The organism is Streptomyces sp. NPDC003691, from assembly GCF_053981115.1.
The window spans coordinates 1-14,756 of record NZ_JBSFNQ010000023.1 but is presented as its reverse complement, the minus strand read 5'-3'; the positions used below and the strand labels follow the sequence as shown (position 1 = coordinate 14,756).

17 protein-coding genes are annotated in these 14,756 nt (G+C 69.0%); 8 read left to right on the top strand and 9 right to left on the bottom strand.

Annotated features, from left to right (window positions below):
* Positions 1 to 2: 2 nt before the first annotated feature.
* The 4 genes from ACWDR0_RS13950 to ACWDR0_RS13935 all read right to left on the bottom strand — a co-directional run bounded on the left by ACWDR0_RS13950 (position 3) and on the right by ACWDR0_RS13935 (position 3,963).
* Complete coding sequence (locus tag ACWDR0_RS13950; protein ID WP_456351897.1) at positions 3 to 1,796, bottom strand: hypothetical protein; 1,794 nt, start codon at positions 1,794 to 1,796, stop codon at positions 3 to 5.
* A 150-nt stretch (positions 1,797 to 1,946) separates the two neighbouring features.
* Positions 1,947 to 2,147 (bottom strand): hypothetical protein, encoded by a 201-nt coding sequence (locus ACWDR0_RS13945; RefSeq protein WP_456351896.1) that lies wholly within the window; start codon positions 2,145 to 2,147, stop codon positions 1,947 to 1,949.
* 78 nt (positions 2,148 to 2,225) lie between these two features.
* Positions 2,226 to 2,765 carry a hypothetical protein gene (locus ACWDR0_RS13940; RefSeq protein ID WP_456351895.1) on the bottom strand — a complete coding sequence of 180 codons (540 nt, stop codon included), beginning with the start codon at positions 2,763 to 2,765 and terminating at the stop codon, positions 2,226 to 2,228.
* A gap of 484 nt (positions 2,766 to 3,249) precedes the next feature.
* Complete coding sequence (locus ACWDR0_RS13935; RefSeq protein ID WP_456351894.1) at positions 3,250 to 3,963, bottom strand: ArsR/SmtB family transcription factor; 714 nt, start codon at positions 3,961 to 3,963, stop codon at positions 3,250 to 3,252.
* Positions 3,964 to 4,028: 65 nt separating this feature from the next.
* Between ACWDR0_RS13935 and ACWDR0_RS13930 the strand changes: the two genes are divergently transcribed.
* A complete protein-coding gene (locus tag ACWDR0_RS13930; RefSeq protein WP_456351893.1) occupies positions 4,029 to 4,679 on the top strand; it encodes a flavin reductase family protein in 651 nt (216 codons plus the stop codon).
* Here the strand turns inward: ACWDR0_RS13930 and ACWDR0_RS13925 are convergent.
* Entirely contained in the window at positions 4,671 to 4,805 is a 135-nt protein-coding gene (locus ACWDR0_RS13925; protein ID WP_456351892.1) for a DUF397 domain-containing protein, read from the bottom strand. The two genes, ACWDR0_RS13930 and ACWDR0_RS13925, sit on opposite strands and share 9 nt — an antisense overlap.
* Positions 4,759 to 5,706 carry a helix-turn-helix domain-containing protein gene (locus ACWDR0_RS13920; protein WP_456351891.1) on the bottom strand — a complete coding sequence of 316 codons (948 nt, stop codon included), beginning with the start codon at positions 5,704 to 5,706 and terminating at the stop codon, positions 4,759 to 4,761. Before ACWDR0_RS13920 ends, ACWDR0_RS13925 begins: the two co-directional genes overlap by 47 nt.
* Before the next feature lie 187 nt (positions 5,707 to 5,893).
* Between ACWDR0_RS13920 and ACWDR0_RS13915 the strand changes: the two genes are divergently transcribed.
* The 3 genes from ACWDR0_RS13915 to ACWDR0_RS13905 all read left to right on the top strand — a co-directional run bounded on the left by ACWDR0_RS13915 (position 5,894) and on the right by ACWDR0_RS13905 (position 7,662).
* Positions 5,894 to 6,313, top strand: a complete 420-nt coding sequence (locus ACWDR0_RS13915; protein ID WP_456351890.1) for an ATP-binding protein — start codon at positions 5,894 to 5,896, stop codon at positions 6,311 to 6,313.
* Between the two features lie 270 nt (positions 6,314 to 6,583).
* Positions 6,584 to 7,033 carry a hypothetical protein gene (locus ACWDR0_RS13910; protein WP_456351889.1) on the top strand — a complete coding sequence of 150 codons (450 nt, stop codon included), beginning with the start codon at positions 6,584 to 6,586 and terminating at the stop codon, positions 7,031 to 7,033.
* 161 nt (positions 7,034 to 7,194) lie between these two features.
* Positions 7,195 to 7,662 (top strand): NADAR family protein, encoded by a 468-nt coding sequence (locus ACWDR0_RS13905; protein WP_456351888.1) that lies wholly within the window; start codon positions 7,195 to 7,197, stop codon positions 7,660 to 7,662.
* Between the two features lie 54 nt (positions 7,663 to 7,716).
* On the opposite strand, the gene ACWDR0_RS13900 is transcribed toward ACWDR0_RS13905, so the two are convergent.
* Positions 7,717 to 8,700 carry a hypothetical protein gene (locus ACWDR0_RS13900; RefSeq protein ID WP_456351887.1) on the bottom strand — a complete coding sequence of 328 codons (984 nt, stop codon included), beginning with the start codon at positions 8,698 to 8,700 and terminating at the stop codon, positions 7,717 to 7,719.
* A 276-nt stretch (positions 8,701 to 8,976) separates the two neighbouring features.
* On the opposite strand from ACWDR0_RS13900, the gene ACWDR0_RS13895 reads away from it, so the two are divergent.
* A complete protein-coding gene (locus ACWDR0_RS13895; protein WP_456351886.1) occupies positions 8,977 to 9,852 on the top strand; it encodes a hypothetical protein in 876 nt (291 codons plus the stop codon).
* Between the two features lie 118 nt (positions 9,853 to 9,970).
* Here the strand turns inward: ACWDR0_RS13895 and ACWDR0_RS13890 are convergent, their stop codons facing one another.
* Both ACWDR0_RS13890 and ACWDR0_RS13885 read right to left on the bottom strand, forming a co-directional pair.
* Positions 9,971 to 10,792, bottom strand: a complete 822-nt coding sequence (locus tag ACWDR0_RS13890) for a class I SAM-dependent methyltransferase (protein ID WP_456351885.1) — start codon at positions 10,790 to 10,792, stop codon at positions 9,971 to 9,973.
* Positions 10,789 to 12,093, bottom strand: coding sequence for a helix-turn-helix domain-containing protein (locus ACWDR0_RS13885; RefSeq protein ID WP_456351884.1), 1,305 nt, complete (start codon positions 12,091 to 12,093; stop codon positions 10,789 to 10,791). Before ACWDR0_RS13885 ends, ACWDR0_RS13890 begins: the two co-directional genes overlap by 4 nt.
* Before the next feature lie 280 nt (positions 12,094 to 12,373).
* Between ACWDR0_RS13885 and ACWDR0_RS13880 the strand changes: the two genes are divergently transcribed.
* The 3 genes from ACWDR0_RS13880 to ACWDR0_RS13870 all read left to right on the top strand — a co-directional run bounded on the left by ACWDR0_RS13880 (position 12,374) and on the right by ACWDR0_RS13870 (position 14,619).
* Positions 12,374 to 13,498 (top strand): radical SAM protein, encoded by a 1,125-nt coding sequence (locus ACWDR0_RS13880; protein WP_456351883.1) that lies wholly within the window; start codon positions 12,374 to 12,376, stop codon positions 13,496 to 13,498.
* Positions 13,495 to 13,659, top strand: coding sequence for a hypothetical protein (locus ACWDR0_RS13875; protein WP_456351882.1), 165 nt, complete (start codon positions 13,495 to 13,497; stop codon positions 13,657 to 13,659). The genes ACWDR0_RS13880 and ACWDR0_RS13875 overlap by 4 nt, the downstream gene beginning before the upstream one ends.
* A 90-nt stretch (positions 13,660 to 13,749) precedes the next feature.
* Positions 13,750 to 14,619, top strand: coding sequence for a GNAT family N-acetyltransferase (locus ACWDR0_RS13870; RefSeq protein ID WP_456351881.1), 870 nt, complete (start codon positions 13,750 to 13,752; stop codon positions 14,617 to 14,619).
* The last annotated feature ends 137 nt before the right edge of the window (positions 14,620 to 14,756 follow it).

Here is a 14,756-nt window from a genome sequence, read left to right as displayed (position 1 = left end):
CGTCAGTCGGCGACGGGCCGGGCTTCGATTTCCCAGCGGGCGTCGGTCTTCACCACGAGCAGCACCTTGCAGGCGGGCAGCGGCGCGGTTCCTCCGCCGTCGTCGGAGATCAGGGAGCGCCAGTTGCCGGGATCGCTGGTGTCCGCGTTGTCGTACGCCCGGACATTGACGTAGTGCTCGTCGCCCTCGACGGTCCGCAGCCGCAGATCGGCAAGGGGACCGTGGTAGAGGAAGACCGCGTGGCCACGTCCCTGCCGGGGCGCGGCGTCGAGCCGCGGGGCGGCGGTGACCGGCATGATCCGTACGGTCCACGGCCGCGGCTGGGATTCATACTTCTGGTCGGTGACCCGCATCCGGAGACGCCGCATGGGCGGTTCCTCGGCGAGGAAGAGATGGCTGGGGTTCATGACCTCGGCGCCGAGGAGGTTGTCCTCGTCCTTGTGCCACCGGTTGAGCGAGTAGATGCTCGTGTAGGAGCGCTTGCCGAGGGCCTCGAACTGGACCATGACCGAGCCGTTGGGCAGTCCGCCGGGAGCGGATACGACCTGCTCGCCTTTGCCCTCGGTGGTGAAGGTCTCGAAGGGGGTGAACGGCCAGCTGTCGTCGGACCCGGCGTAAAGCGGCTCCGGAGCCTTCCCTTCCCCCTTTGCGCGGGGCCGGGGCTCGGGCTTCGCCCTGGAGCCGTCGGTGCTGCGGTCACCCGCGTCCTCGACCGGGGCGGCGTCAATCTCCCACGCTTCGTCGCAGCCGACCCGCAACAGCAGTCGCCCGACCGGCAGCGGCGACGTCTCGTCACTGTCCCCGCTGAAACTCTTGTAATTGTCCAGGTTGGCGTTCTGGTGGACGCGGATCAGGTGGTACCTCTCGGAGCGGAACTTCAGGTCGGCCGGCGGGCCGTCGTACAGGAAGACGTCGTCGCCCCGCCCCCTGACCGGGCCGTTGAGCCGCTCGGCCATGGACAGCGGCAGGATCCGGAGCGTCCAGGCCCGCTTGTCGTCGACGGACAGCCGCAGCCGCCCGTGCGCCGGGACCTCGGCGACGGCCCGGTGGCGGCCCTTGCGCGGGCTGGGGGCGCTGAACAGGCTGCTGCACTCGTTGGACCGGTCGATGGTGCGGACGGTGGTGTACCCCTTGTTGTCGTCGGCCTCCAGCTCGACGATGACGAGCCCCGGCGGCAGCCAGGCGGGCGCGGTGATGACGTCCTTGCCCCGCCCTTCCACGGTGTACGGCTCGAAGACCGGTCCGGGCTGCCAGGACCCGTCGGGCGCCCGGGGCACGGGTACGGGGACGGCCTCGTCCTCGGCCTCGTCCTCCGGCTCGGGTGCGGTTTCGGGCTCTTCGGGTGTGTCCTCCTCGTCGGGCTTCAGCCACTGCCCGACGGCGCGGAAGGACCAGGTGCCGTCGCGGTGGATGAGCTGCCCCAGGAAGAGCCCGTCCCCGTCACGGGCGCCGGTGACCGTGTGCCGGGCGATGAGGGTGCCGTCGGGCGCGACCACACCGATGGCCGCTTCGGTGAGATCCGCCCCCGGCAGCCCGATGATGTTGATGGTGTCGACCGCCCCGCCGATATAGGGGACATCGGCCTGGAGCCACTGCGCTCCGTCGTGCGCCCCGACCAGACGCACGGCACCGGATGGGTGCACGGGCTGCTCATCGGTGACCCAGGACGAGTTCTCGCTTCCGGAGGGCGCGTCCGGCGTGCACAGCTCCACGCCGACCGACATCTCCGGCATCACCCCGATCCGCAACGACGCGACCGGCACCGGACAAGTGGCACGCCGCAGAAGCTCCGTCATTGAGTGAACCCCCGTTTTCCGCACTCCGAGACGAACGAATGAGCGGATCATCGCATGACGGGCGGGGGCGGGGGAGGGCGGTCGGTGGCTCTGAGGGCATCGCCTGCCAGGGCACGGGACGCGTATGTCCGCGACCCGGGTTCGACGGCCTCAGGCAGGCGAGCGGTCGTGCTTGGCCGGGCCGTCCACCAGCGTGCCGATCCGATTGCGGAGCAGAGGGACGGATGCGTCGGCCCAGGTGATCATTTGGAAGATGCCGGGGAGATGCGCGACCTTGCGAATCGTTTCCCTCGGCAAGGTCATCGGAACGGCTTCGCCGGTGATGGATACCTTTTTAGTCATGGCAGCCATTGTTTCATTTTTCCGCGAACCGGCGAAGAGTTCCGGCCATGCCGCTCACTGTTGCGGCGGCATGGCCGGAATCACGAGTCAGCGGTGAACGTGGGCGTTCGGAGTGGTGCCGAAGCCGTCAGTCCAGGACACGTTGACGTGATTGTTCCTGCTGAAGATCACAGGTCCCACGTCTTCGGTTGTCCACTTGATGAAGGTCCCGGGGCGTGCGGTTGCGCACCCCGGGAAGCTGGCGATGGCCCAGACGTTGGGTCCCGAGGGGTGCGTGGTGTTGTATTTGAACGTGGCGAGGATATCGCACTTTCGCCCGTCGGCCGGGAACTGGTACGCGGTGCTCCACCACTTGTCGACCCTGAGCCCCGAGCCTTTGAGGATCTGGCAGGTGTCGCCGTTGGGTGTGCATTTCGTTGCGCTCTGGCCGGATACAGGAGGGGGCTCGCCCTCGACGACCTCCGGGACCAGGTTCAGTTCGTGCGGGCCGGGGCCGATCGGTGCGGAAACCTCGGCGGGCTCCTCGGTTCCGGTCTCGGCCTGGGCGGATTGCGGAATCGCCATCAGCGATATCGCCAAGGCGGTTCCGGCTGTGGCGATTACTTTTCGGTGAATGCGTAACTGCACAGCTGTCTCGACTTCCTTGTTCGGTGCGTGGGCTTGTGAGTGTCAGCCCGGACCGGAATCTATCTCCGGGCTCCCCGAGAGCTTATGGGGCCGCATTTTTCGAGGCAACGAATATCACGCCTGCGGGGCGCGGGGGGTGTTTGATCGCCGCTACGGGAAATTCCGCTTCAAGATGCGTTCGAGAACTGGCCTGCGGTTGTTCGCGGAAGCGGAACTTCAGGCAGAGGAAGGCGGGGGCGGCACCTGGGTGTGAATGGCTTGGATGGCCGGCCAAATGGCCCGATATTTCCTTCCGTGCTCTGTCGGTCGTGTCGAATTCAACCGTTCCGAGTGTGTCGGCGCCGGAAGCGGTCGGACGGCTGCCACCGGACAGCGTTCTTGCGGGTGGCGGTGACGGCCGGGTCTCACTGCCTGCCCGATGATGATGCGGGCCGACTCCCTCGGCCTGACGTAACCCCACCGAGCGCCCGCCCGGCCGTCCCTGTCAGGCGGCCGTGCGGGCGTCCGTCATGTCGAGCCCGAAGTGCCGACGGAACTCCCGGGCACCGGCCTCGGTGACGGCGACCGCCCGGGTCGAGTCGATACGCGTGATCCACCCCTCGTCGAAGGCATGGCTGCACAGGGCGGCTCCCACCGCGCCCGCGAGGTGCGGGCGGCGCTCGGTGAGGTCCAGGCAGGACCGCACGGCGGGTCTACGGGTCACCGGGAGGACGATGCCCAGATCCGTGAGGAACGCCCGGCCGTCGGGGGTCAGCGCCAGTCCGCCGCGGTCGTCGAGCAGGCCCCGGCCGGTCAGTGCGTCGGTGATGCCGATGCCGAGTTCGCCCGCCAGATGGTCGTAGCAGGTACGGCCCCGGGCAAGCGCCTTGGTTGCCCGGGCGGCCCGGAGCGAACGCGGGGCGACCGGGGGAGACGGCGGGGCGAACGCGGCCAGCGACTCCACCAGCTCCGCGACGGCCGGGTCCGCCAGGGCCACGTACCGGTGCCGCCCCTGGCGCTGCTCCGCCAGCAGCCCGGAGGCGACGAGCAGATGCAGATGCCCGGTGGCGGTCGACGGCGCCACACCCGTGTACCGGGCCAGCTCCCCGGCGCTCCAGGACCGCCCGTCGAGCAGCGCCAGACAGATCGCGGCCCGGGTCGGGTCGGCGAGCAGGGAGGCGACGGCGGCCAGGTCGCGGCCGGATTCTCGGGGGTCCATCCACCGATTCTCCTGCCTGGACGCTTCGGCACCCGCCGAAACGTCGCCCTCCTACGGTTCGGGCCATGGAAACAACCGCAACAGCGCAGGCCCCGGCGGCTGCCGCCACCCGCACCATCACGCCCAGCATCCTCTACTTCGGCACCCCCGTAGCCCTGCTCACCACCCGGAACGAGGACGGCACCGACAATCTCGCGCCCATCTCCTCCGCCTGGGCGCTGGGCCAGACCCTGGTCCTCGGCCTCGGCCCCGACGGCCGCACCGGCGAGAACCTCCTCGCCGGACGCCGCGACCTGGCCATCAGTTTCCCGGGCCCCGAGCTGTGGCCTCAGGTGGAGCGGCTGGGCGGGCTGACCGGCCGCCCGTCCTTCCCCGGCGACTCGCGCGGCCGGGTCACCCACGAGCCTGACAAGTTCACCGCCGCCGGCCTTACCCCCGTCCCTTCGGAGCTGATCGCCCCACCGCGCGTCGCGGAGTGCCCCCTCCAGATGGAGGCCACGGCGGCGGTGGTGCGGTACGACGGCGAGCGGGAGTTCCTGATCGTCGAGGCCCAGGTCCTGCGGGTCCACGCGGCCCCGGGCATCACTGTGCCCGGCACCCAGTACGTCGAACCCGGGGCCTGGAGCCCGCTGGTCTACAACTTCCGCCACTACTTCGGCCTGGGCCGCGAACTGGGCCACAGCTCGCGGTCGCAGACACCCCGCGGCTCAGAGTGAGGCGCCTCTTGCGTAGTCGAGGAGCCCGGCGAAGGCGCGGGAGGTGAGGTGGAGTTGAGGGCCGGTGGGGTTCTTGCTGTCACGTACGGCGACGGCGGCGCTGGTGTCCCCGGATGCGTGGGCCACCTCGACGCAGTTGCCGCCGTTGTCGCCGCTGTAGCTGCTCTTGATCCAGGCTGCCGCGTTGAGCTGGTGATTCATTGCGGGCGTACCCTTCCATGAAGTCGCTGATCAGAGCAGCAGATTCCTGGGCGGACAGGGCGCCCGCCCTGAGCACATCATAGGTGCGGAGGTGCCGGGCGTAGACCGCCGGATCGTCGCTGAAGTGACCTCGGTCCAAGGACTCGGAGTACACCCACTGCTGATCATTGGGCAGGGTGATCAGTGACATGGAAGTGTTCGGGCGGATCAACGACAGATTCGCGGGTGCGACCTGGACCCAGATGTTCGGTTGCTGAGCGAGGGCCAGCAGATGTGCGCACTGATTGCGCATGACCGACGCATCGCCGATGACGTTCCGCAGGGCGCTCTCGTCGAGAATCACGATGAGCAGGGGGCCATCGGGATGGACGAAGCGCTGCTGTCGGCTGAGCCGGGCAGCAGCCCTTTCACGGGCTTCGTCTGCGCTGAGAACGCGCGAGAACAGCGCGTGGGCGTATTCGTCGGACTGGAGAAGGCCTGGCATGACCAGTGCCTGGAACTCGTGCAGCGTCAGGGCCCGGGCTTCCATGTCCGCCCGTCGCCGGAACCAGTCTGGATGATCGACGTTCGGGTACCAGTTGATCTTCAGCCATAGCCGTGCCAGGAGTCCATCCGTCCCCAGAATCGCATCACAGCGGCTCACAAAGGGCAGCTGGGGTACACGCGTCCCCGCCTCCACCCTCGTCACCAGTGACCGGTCGCACGGGATCCGGGCCGCGAGCTGCTCCTGCGAGAGGTTCGCCCGCTCGCGGTGGTGTCTCAGCAACTCCCCGAAGAGTGCCGCTGATGTGGCTGCCGCTCCGGAGTTGTCGTTGCGTCGCCGCATGGCCGTCTCCCCTCGTGACACCCCCTTGGTGTCACTGCTTCCGACCTGTTGAAGCTAACGCCGCACCCCCATGCTGGAACCATCAAGCGCAGTGTAATTCACCTGATCCGACTAAGGATCAGATGATTCCGGTTAGTTGGTAGAGAATCCTCCGCTTTTGCGCGGGTACTCAGAGGAGCGGCGCGGCATGAACAGTCCCTGTGACGGCGGTACTTGGGTCGCCCGGTGGAGTCGGCACCCCCGGAGCGTCGGCAGGGCACGGCTAGGGCTGCGCAAGGCGCTCGCGGGGTGGGGGCTCTCCGAGATCGAGTACTCCGCGGCCGTGGTGCTCTCCGAGCTGGTCACCAACGCGGTTCGGCACGGTGGTGCGCCCGGTCGTCAGATCGAGACGCGGTGCGTCCGCACGACCACCGGCGGGCTGCGGATCGAGGTGCACGACACCGGTGACGGCAGCCCGGCCCCGGCCCGCCCCGGGCCCGACGCGGGCGGCGGGCGGGGGCTGTGGCTGGTGGCGGAGCTGGCCGACCGGTGGGGGGTGGAGAGCAGGGTGGGGCCCGGGAAGTACGTCTGGGCCGAACTCTCCGTACCGCCGAGGGGCCGTCCGTGATGACGGCGGCGCTCACCGGGCCCGTACCCTGCCCGCTGACGGCGAACTGTCTGCGCTGCGGCCGGATCACCTACGCCCCGGTGCCGGTGCGCTGGGTGGAGCGGGCCGTACGGTACGCCTGCCCGCAGTGTGCTCCGCTGGCGCCACCCGGCCCGACTCCGGACGAGCACACGTCCGAGGCGCCGGCACCCGGCGGCCGCTACGTACACTCGCGGTGAGGGCGAGGCGCCGGGCCGGGACTCCCGGCACCGGCGTGACGGAGGGGGCGGGATGTTCGGTTCGAGGAAGAAGAAGCGCGACGATCTGAACGACCTGATGGCGCGGCTCAGGCCCGACCTCAGCCGGGAAGCGCTCGGTGTCGGGCCCGGATTCCCGGGCGTCGCCCCGAACCCGCTCCTGAGCGGTGACGCACGGAAGCGCAATGCGGAACTGCGCACGGGGGCGCTTGCGCTCGGTGTTCTCGTCGACTGGCGGGAGGTCAACAGCAATCCGCGCGTGGTCCTGATGCTCGACGTGGAGACCGCGGGGGGCACCTCGTTCCGCGGGATCGCGGACGAAGACCTCACGATCACCGAGCTGACCCGGCTCGCCAAGGGACAGACGTTGCCCGTGCGCTACCGGCCGGCCGTCATGGACCACTGCGTCGCCCTTGCCCGGGACGCGGACCCCGCCAACGTACAGCATCTCTCCGATGTGATCGCGAGCCGCAAGCGGACCTGACCCGGAGCCCTGGTGCCGTGACCGGCAACGTCCGCCGGTCGGCGGTGCCGGTGCCCGAAGCGGGGGACGAAGGTGAGGGCCGCAGGGGCGGGCGAAACCGGTTGCGGGTGCTGCCCGGTGCCTGGGAGCGTGCGGGTTCCGGCAAGTGCGACGAGGTTGGGATGACGATCTATTTCTACGGCGCGGACGAAGTGCCGTACGGCTGCTTCTCCAACTTCTCCGCGCACAGCCTGGAACTCGATGGTCAGGTGTGGCCGACCTCGGAGCACTACTTCCAGGCCCAGAAGTTCATCGGCACCCGCCATGCCGATCTCGTCCGCCGGGCTCGTACGCCGCTGCGTGCCGCCGAGTTGGGCCGTGACCCTTCCAGGCCGCTGCGACGGGACTGGGAGCGGGTGAAGGACGATGTGATGCGCCGTGCCGTGGCAGCCAAGTTCCGGGCGCATGCGGATATCCGCGGCATTCTGCTGTCCACCGGCGACGAGGAGATCGTCGAGGACACCGGCACCGACCACTACTGGGGCCGGGGCAGGACCGGGAGCGGCAAGAACATGCTGGGCCGGATTCTGATGCGCACCCGCAGCCGGCTTCGCGCCGAAGCCCCAGGACGTCACGACTACTTCGAGTAGCGCACCCGAGGCGGCCCGCAAGCGCCGCGCCGGTGTACGTCGTTGGTCACGGCACTAGGGTGCGGAGGCGCCCGGCGGCTCCTCCGGAACGCCGGACCCGCGGGCGGGCGGTACCGCCGGAGCCGGAGCCGCGTCCGCGTCCGGGGCCGGGTCCGGTTCCCCGGGCTCCGGTGCGGGGGGACTGCCCTCGTCGGGCAGCAGGCCGTCGAAGCCGCGCCAGCCGCGCCAGACCCAGACGTCCTTCATGAGGTTCGCCTCCACGGGGACGAACCGGCCGATCTCGAAATCGTCCGCCTCCAGGTCGAACCAGCGCTCGTCGACGACCTCGGTACCCATGCCGATGGTCCGGGCGGTCAGTCGGACCAGGAGCTTCGCGCCGTGCGACGCCGACAGGTCCTTGCCCTGGATCTCGTGGACGGGTAACCGCGGGACCGGCGCCTCCACCGGAATCCACACGGTGAAGGGCGCGCCGCGCTCCACCGCGAGCCAGGAGCGCTCGTCGGCGGGCTCGCCCTTCTCGTCGAGGACCTTGAGCCACTTCTTGTAGATGACGAGGCTGCCGTCGTTCGGGGACGGTTCCAGGAAGCGCAGATGGGCCCGGGCGCGGAGGTCGACGACGGAGAGGTTGTCGAAGCGGTTGTAGAAGCGGACGGCGATGATGGCGTGGTCGCTGGTGGCGTGGAGGCGGGCGTAGCCGGGGAAGTCCGCGGCCCAGGCGTGCGAGATGCTGGCCCGCCGCCGCCAGACGAAGGGCCGCAGCGAGAACAGTTTGATCAGGACGATGCCGAGCAGTACGGCGGGTACCAGCGCGCCGGTCAGGGAGGCGATGGTGGCGAGCCACTGCTGCATCGCACTGTCCTTGCCGGGATTGAGGTTGTCGGTGCCCACGGAGGCCCGCAGCGCCTCCAGGGAGAGGTTCAGCAGCGCCTCGCCGTCGCCGAAGCGCTCCCGCACGCTCTTCGGGGACTTGTCGGTGAGGGTCCATATCGAGGCGATGGCGACGGCGAGGACCATCAGCCCGCCGAGGGCCATCAGCATCAGGGCGTGGACGGAGTGTCCGGCGATCCACCAGCGAACCGATGTCCGATATCTGGGATGGGGTCTGCGCCACCCCGGCCGTGACCACATAGCGATTCAACTCCCCCGTGAATCCGCTGTGTTGATACGTGGAGTACGTGATGCCCGGTCCGGGTTCCCGCCAATCCGGGCGGGGCGGCGCGTCCCGTACGCTCGGCGCGGGTAGACCTGGAATGTGAGTTCCGCCCGTGCTCGTACAACACACCGTGAAGCACCACACCGTGGAGGGCGTCTCTCGTGACGGACCGAAGCCTCGCAGCGCTGGGCCTGGACGGAGTACCGGCGAAGGAGCCGCTGACCTATCCGGGCCGGCCCACCACCGAGCCGTCGCTGCTCACCGGGAAGGAACTGCTCCCGCTCGACGTCCGCCCCCGCAGGCTCGGCGAGTGGCCCGTGCTGGAGCAGGCCGCGGGGCAGAGCCTGGACGATCTCCTCAGCGAACTGGGCCAGGCACCGGCCGGCCGCAGGCATCCCGTCATCTCGGTGGGCTCCAACGCCTCCCCGGGGCAGGTGAGCCACAAGCTGACCCGGCTCGGCATCCCGGCGGCGGTGCCGATGGTGCCGGTACGGGTGCGGGGCATCGGCGTCGGATGCTCGGGGCACATCAGCCCGGCCGGGTATGTGGCGGGCACGCCCTATATCGCTCCGGAGGCGGAGACGGTCCTCGTTGTCACCTGGCTGGACGCGACCCAGCTCAAGGCGGTGGACGACACGGAGTTCCCGGACTACCGGCGGGCGATCCTGCCGGGCGACGAGTTCCCGATGACGATGCCCTCGGGAGAGCGGCTGTCCGGCGCGTACATCTACTTCAGCGCCCACGGCGTCCTGGCGGGCCCGGACGGCACTCCCCGCCCCGGCGGCGGCGACCAGGCCGAAATCCTGGCGGACCTGCTCGCGGCCTCCGCGCCGCTGCGGGAGCTGCTGGGCCCCGACCCGCGGACCTGGGTGGCCCGGGCCGGGGCGGACCGGTCGCTGCGGGAGGCGGGCACGGAGATCTTCGCCCGGGAGGGCTGGGTGCTGCCGCAGACGGACTTCCTGCCCTATCTGGACGACTCCGCCGAACTGCGCCTCTACGATGACCTGCCGCCCCTCGGGGACTCGCTGCGGGTGTAGGCCGTTTCCCCGGGGATCCTTCAGGAGGGTGTTGCGGAGGCGTCTCCGCGCCGTCCGGCCTGTCTGATCTTCGTCCCGGGGGTGTCGTCGGCGATGACGTCCGCACCGGGTTGCCGACCTACAGATGGGGCCGTCGGCAGATGAGCATGCCGCCCAGGCAGGTGACACGGAACGCGCCCGTAACGCTAATGGACTCCGCGACCCGCTCCCGGGCGCGCTCAATGGTCGCCTCGAACGGTACGCCGGTCCGGTCCGCCCAGGCTTCGTACGAGGCCAAGTGGGCGATGACCGGTTCGGCGTCCGTCACCTCGATCACCCCGGGTAGGGGGATCGTCCGCACATCCTCGAACACCGCACCGAGGACCCTGGGGGCCTCCTCCAGGGTGAAGCGGGCGGAGAGCTGCACACGGGTCGGCCCTTCGCCGATGCCCAACACATCACCTGCGGCGCGGCGCCAGAGGTCTTGCAGTTCCCGCTTGTCGATCCTGCTGTTGGTCGAGACGATCGCGATGCCATCGGGTTCAAGGACCCGGCCCAGTTCGCGCACGGCTTGGGTACGGTGCTCGGCGTGGTAGAGCATGTGCAGGGCAAGGACCGCACCGAGTGCTCCGTCCGAGATGGGCAACTGGTGGATATCCGCGACGACGGCTCCCGGTATGACGCCGAGGATGCCGGGGGAGATGTCCATGGGGAGGACGGTCAGATCAGGCCGGTCTTTCCGTACCCGGGCGACGAACTTCCCGTTCCCACAACCGATGTCGGCAACCGCACCGCGTACCCCGGCCAACTCGTTCACGACGATGCCGGGGAGATCGTGACGAGGGGTCTGCCACTGGTAGAGCGATTGTCGGGCGGCCAGGTGCCGGGCCGTGCCGTACGCCTTGGTGGCGAGAAGGCTGCGGTTGGTGATCATGCGATCGGGTGTGGGCTCGTAGGTCATCGCGGCTCCATGGGGTTGCTGGGCAATGCGGGCCGACGGGTCACTTCGTGAATGCGGGCGCGCAGTTCGATTGCCGCTTGCGATTCACGGTACGGCTCGCTAGCGAGGAGAGCGCTCAGATGGCGAAGCCGGATGGTGATGCTGGCCGTGAACCTCTCGGCGGCGAAGACCTCCGAGAGTTTCGCGTCGGCCCCGTCTACTTCTCCGCTTGCAAGACAAGCAGTGGCCAGGTCGAGGTGAGCGGCTTGCAGATCACCGGGAGAGCGCTCTGCCTCCGGCCCGGTCCGGTACAGCTCCACAGCACGATGGGAAGCCGCCACGGCTTGCCGGACCTGCTCGGCACAACCGACGGCCAGCAGGGTAGTCCCCGCATAAGCCCACTGCTTGGCCTCCGGAAACGAGAAGACCCCGGGCAGCTCATCGGGTTCCGCAGCCATCCGTTCTTCATGGGCCAGAGCGAGGCACCGGAGCGCCCCGCGGCGGTCTCCCTCCGCTGCACGCGCACGTGCTTCCAGGCTCAGCAGCCGTGTCTTGATTGTTCCTGGGCCGGGGCCCCGGCCTTCGTTCTGCCCGGCCCGGGCGAACTCTCCCGCCCTCCGGTAGTCCCCGGCCCAGTAGGAGGCGAGTGACTGGTACGACCGTGCCCAGGAGCGCAGCGTCGAGTGTTCGGCGATCTTCGCGCACTGCACCACGGTGCGAACATGGGTGGCTGCGGCGGACCGGTCACCGAGGTCGAGGGACACATGCGCCGCAAGCCCGCACAGCCAGCCTGCGATCACGTACAGATGACGAGTCTGACCGGGGTGCTGTCGGCCTTCCAATAATCGGAACACCGCAGTCCTGGCGGCCCGGATTTCCGGGATCAGGAGCGGCAGAGGCGTGCAGATGAAGTCCCTGGCGAGCCGCTGAACATCGGCATCGAATTGTTCCAGGACAAGTGAGTTGACATTGGTCTCCGCTGCGTATCGGGTAAGCCTGGTGGAGAGCTCCGTATCGACGGCGAGGCACCAGCCACCGTCTGCGGGGGCCGTCTGAGGCGTCTTCGCCCCCTGTCCTGCAGACGCCTTCGGGTACAGGCCCAGCTCCGTCTCGTCGGCTACCTGGAACACTGCACACAGGGCCGCCCTGTAGCCGCCGGAAGGCCATGTGATGGTCCCTCGTTCAAGACGGGAGATCCAGTTCGCATCGAGTTCCGGGTCACGTCCGGTGTCGGCCCGAACCTGGGCGCACACACGCTCCGCGGTTTGTGCCTGAGTCCATCGGCGTGTCCGTCTGTGGTTGCGAAGAGCCTCGTTCGCCATGCTCCCGCCGTCCTCTGGTCGGGTTGGGCGCCGACAGCCTAGTCCCGATCTGCCTTCCTCGTGCCTGGAACATGCCTAGTGGAATGCCCTGTTCGGGGCATGGCCGACGGCGTTGACTGGTCACAGCCGCCCGGAGATGCGGCCCCTCCCCACAGCGGACCGTAATGACCCCACCACGGCGCGTCTGCGAATCGTTGCTTCCCCCGCGGATCGGTAACCGACCGAGAGAGGACGCAGAGGTGCAATCGCCACGTTCCAGAATCTCGAAGGGCGGCCACTGATGGCCCACACACTGATTGCGTCGCCGTTCCTCGACGGGCACCTGCTGCTCAGGCCCGGAGCGAGGGCCGGAGCCCGTATCCCCGTCGAACGCTACAAGGACCTGCGACAGGCCGTGACCGACGGTCAGGAGTTGCCGGCCTGGGCGGTGCGTACCGCCGCAGATATGTGGAGTCTGGACCTGAACGGTCGGCCTGCGCAGGGCGCGGTGCTGGTGCGAGAGCCGTCCCTGTACGGCTATTGCCGTGCCTCCTGGGAGATCAACCTCGGCTGCAACTTCGGCTGCAAGCACTGCTATCTCGCTGAGCGCCCGTTCTCCGGCCTCGGCTGGGAGGACAAAGTGCGGCTGCTGGACATCATGCGTGATGCGGGTGTCCTCTGGCTTCAGATCACGGGCGGGGAGCCCACGATGGACCCCCACTTCCCGGATGCCTATCGGTACGCCTGGCGGGCCGGGATGATGCTCACCGTCTCCACCAACGGCTCGCTGCTCTGGCGGCCGGACCTTCTCGGACTCTTCCGAGACTGCCCGCCCTACCGGCTGGTCGTCAGCATGTACGGGGCGAGTGAGGAGGCCTTCGACGCGCTCACCCGGCGTCGCGGGGCGTGGAAGGCATTCAGGCGGGGCTTGGACGCCGCGCGCGAAGCGGGCCTGCCGTTGCGCATCAACGTTGTGGTGACAGAGGACAACGCCTCCGAGGCGGACGAGATGGCTGCTCTCGCCAATGCGTGGAACGTCGAGAACCACGCCTACACGAACATGACGCCCACAATCTATGGCGGCGGTGAGCCGCTTCTTGCCCAGTCCGCCGCTCATCTGAGGCAACGCAAGCCGTTCGCCGGCTGCAACGCGGGACACACCTTCTTCCACGCCGACCCGCACGCCAAGGTGTCGATCTGCAAGGTGGGCCGGGACGACAGGATCGACCTCATGGCCGAAGGCATCGAAGGCCTGACCCGGCTCGGTGCCATCGCCGATCGCCTCATGCTTCGCACCGGTGGGTGCGAGGGCTGCGCCCTGTCCGGCACCTGCCGGGTCTGCCGCCCCCTGGCCAAGCACTACCAGGAGGCCAAGGCGCCTCTGCACAGCTACTGCCAACACGGCGACAAGGAGAACGCATCATGACCTCGCCCGTATCGGTGGATCTTCTGCCCGGTCCACCGGCTGCTGCCCGTCGTCCGGCGCCGCCTGTTGCCGTCCTCTCCGTGACTGCTGTCCTGGACCTGGACGACATCGTGGAAAGCGCGGAATGCTCCTGCGACGCCGGTGACGACAACCCCCACTAGCCGAGGTGACCGGCTTTTCGTTTCGCTTGGGCCCCGGCGTGATCCTGCCGGGGCCCGAGCCCTGCCGTACCGACCGCTAGGGTGCCGCTCATGTTCTTCCGCTGGGACTGGCTCCGGCCTGTGCTGACCGCACCCGTCGTGCCGACTCTGGGGCCCGTCCACCCGCACGTCCTCACTGCGGATCTCTTCGAGGACACCCTGCGTGCGGCCGTGGCCGCCCGCTCCTTCCTTCACTACGACAAGGACAGGCGCTGGACTAGTGAGAAGGACGAGATGGTCCTTCGTGGCGAAGTGGTCCACCGGGCCGATCGGACGCTCGTCCCCACCCTGAACCGGCGTGGACGCGGCACCGTCAAGGTTTTTGCCTATGGGCACCATGACGGCGTCGTGGACGAAGCGGCCGAACTGTCGGCGAAGCTCGCCGTCGTGCACGGTGCGGTCCAAGCGCGAGTCGTGCGCCCGCTCGGCCCCGAAAACGGCTTCCCGCGTGGCAACCGGATCCAGCTCCACGACTTCGCAGCCCGCGCCTGCCCCGACCCCGGCGGCCCGGTCCGCCCGGTCACTGACTGGCCTGCCGCCGTGCAGGAGACGTTCGGCGCGTTTGCCGTGGCCATGGCCGCGGACGGCCTGGCCTTTCTGCACGGGCAGATGCGTGCCGGTCTGTGCGGCCCGGTCCTCAGCGCCGCCGTCGAGGACCGCATCGTGGGTGCCATCGGGCCCATGGAAGTGCGACCCGACGCGATCGGGTGCCCCCAACTCATGCCCCAGTACTTCGCCGTTCTACCCGACTACCGAGGCCGGGGGCTGGGCCGCGCCCTGTGGCGGGCGGCGATGCACTGGGGGCAGTCCCACGGCGCCGCCTATCAACTTCTGCAAACCGAGGTCGGGGGGCCGTCCGATGCACTGTGCCGAGCCGAAGGACTGACCTCCCTCGGGTTCATCCACACCATGTCGGTGTAGCGGCTTTGCCGGGTGCGGGGATGCGGCCGCTCCCCGGAAACAGGCGGGCGCGGCAACGGCCCGGTGAGGATACTGGTGCGATGGGCAGCTACCGGGGACCGGCGACGCTCGACTGGCAGGCCAACGGCTCCCTGTGC

Excerpts from the sequence above, each read along its gene's own strand:
- ACWDR0_RS13880 (WP_456351883.1), top strand. The coding sequence starts at position 12,374 with ATGGCCCACACACTGATTGCGTCGCCGTTCCTCGACGGGCACCTGCTG.
- ACWDR0_RS13950 (WP_456351897.1), bottom strand. The coding sequence starts at position 1,796 with ATGACGGAGCTTCTGCGGCGTGCCACTTGTCCGGTGCCGGTCGCGTCG.
- ACWDR0_RS13910 (WP_456351889.1), top strand. The coding sequence starts at position 6,584 with ATGTTCGGTTCGAGGAAGAAGAAGCGCGACGATCTGAACGACCTGATG.
- ACWDR0_RS13875 (WP_456351882.1), top strand. The coding sequence starts at position 13,495 with ATGACCTCGCCCGTATCGGTGGATCTTCTGCCCGGTCCACCGGCTGCT.
- ACWDR0_RS13930 (WP_456351893.1), top strand. The coding sequence starts at position 4,029 with ATGGAAACAACCGCAACAGCGCAGGCCCCGGCGGCTGCCGCCACCCGC.
- ACWDR0_RS13945 (WP_456351896.1), bottom strand. The coding sequence starts at position 2,147 with ATGGCTGCCATGACTAAAAAGGTATCCATCACCGGCGAAGCCGTTCCG.
- ACWDR0_RS13935 (WP_456351894.1), bottom strand. The coding sequence starts at position 3,963 with ATGGACCCCCGAGAATCCGGCCGCGACCTGGCCGCCGTCGCCTCCCTG.
- ACWDR0_RS13915 (WP_456351890.1), top strand. The coding sequence starts at position 5,894 with ATGAACAGTCCCTGTGACGGCGGTACTTGGGTCGCCCGGTGGAGTCGG.
- ACWDR0_RS13870 (WP_456351881.1), top strand. The coding sequence starts at position 13,750 with ATGTTCTTCCGCTGGGACTGGCTCCGGCCTGTGCTGACCGCACCCGTC.
- ACWDR0_RS13905 (WP_456351888.1), top strand. The coding sequence starts at position 7,195 with ATGACGATCTATTTCTACGGCGCGGACGAAGTGCCGTACGGCTGCTTC.
- ACWDR0_RS13890 (WP_456351885.1), bottom strand. The coding sequence starts at position 10,792 with ATGACCTACGAGCCCACACCCGATCGCATGATCACCAACCGCAGCCTT.
- ACWDR0_RS13900 (WP_456351887.1), bottom strand. The coding sequence starts at position 8,700 with ATGCTGATGGCCCTCGGCGGGCTGATGGTCCTCGCCGTCGCCATCGCC.
- ACWDR0_RS13885 (WP_456351884.1), bottom strand. The coding sequence starts at position 12,093 with ATGGCGAACGAGGCTCTTCGCAACCACAGACGGACACGCCGATGGACT.
- ACWDR0_RS13920 (WP_456351891.1), bottom strand. The coding sequence starts at position 5,706 with ATGCGGCGACGCAACGACAACTCCGGAGCGGCAGCCACATCAGCGGCA.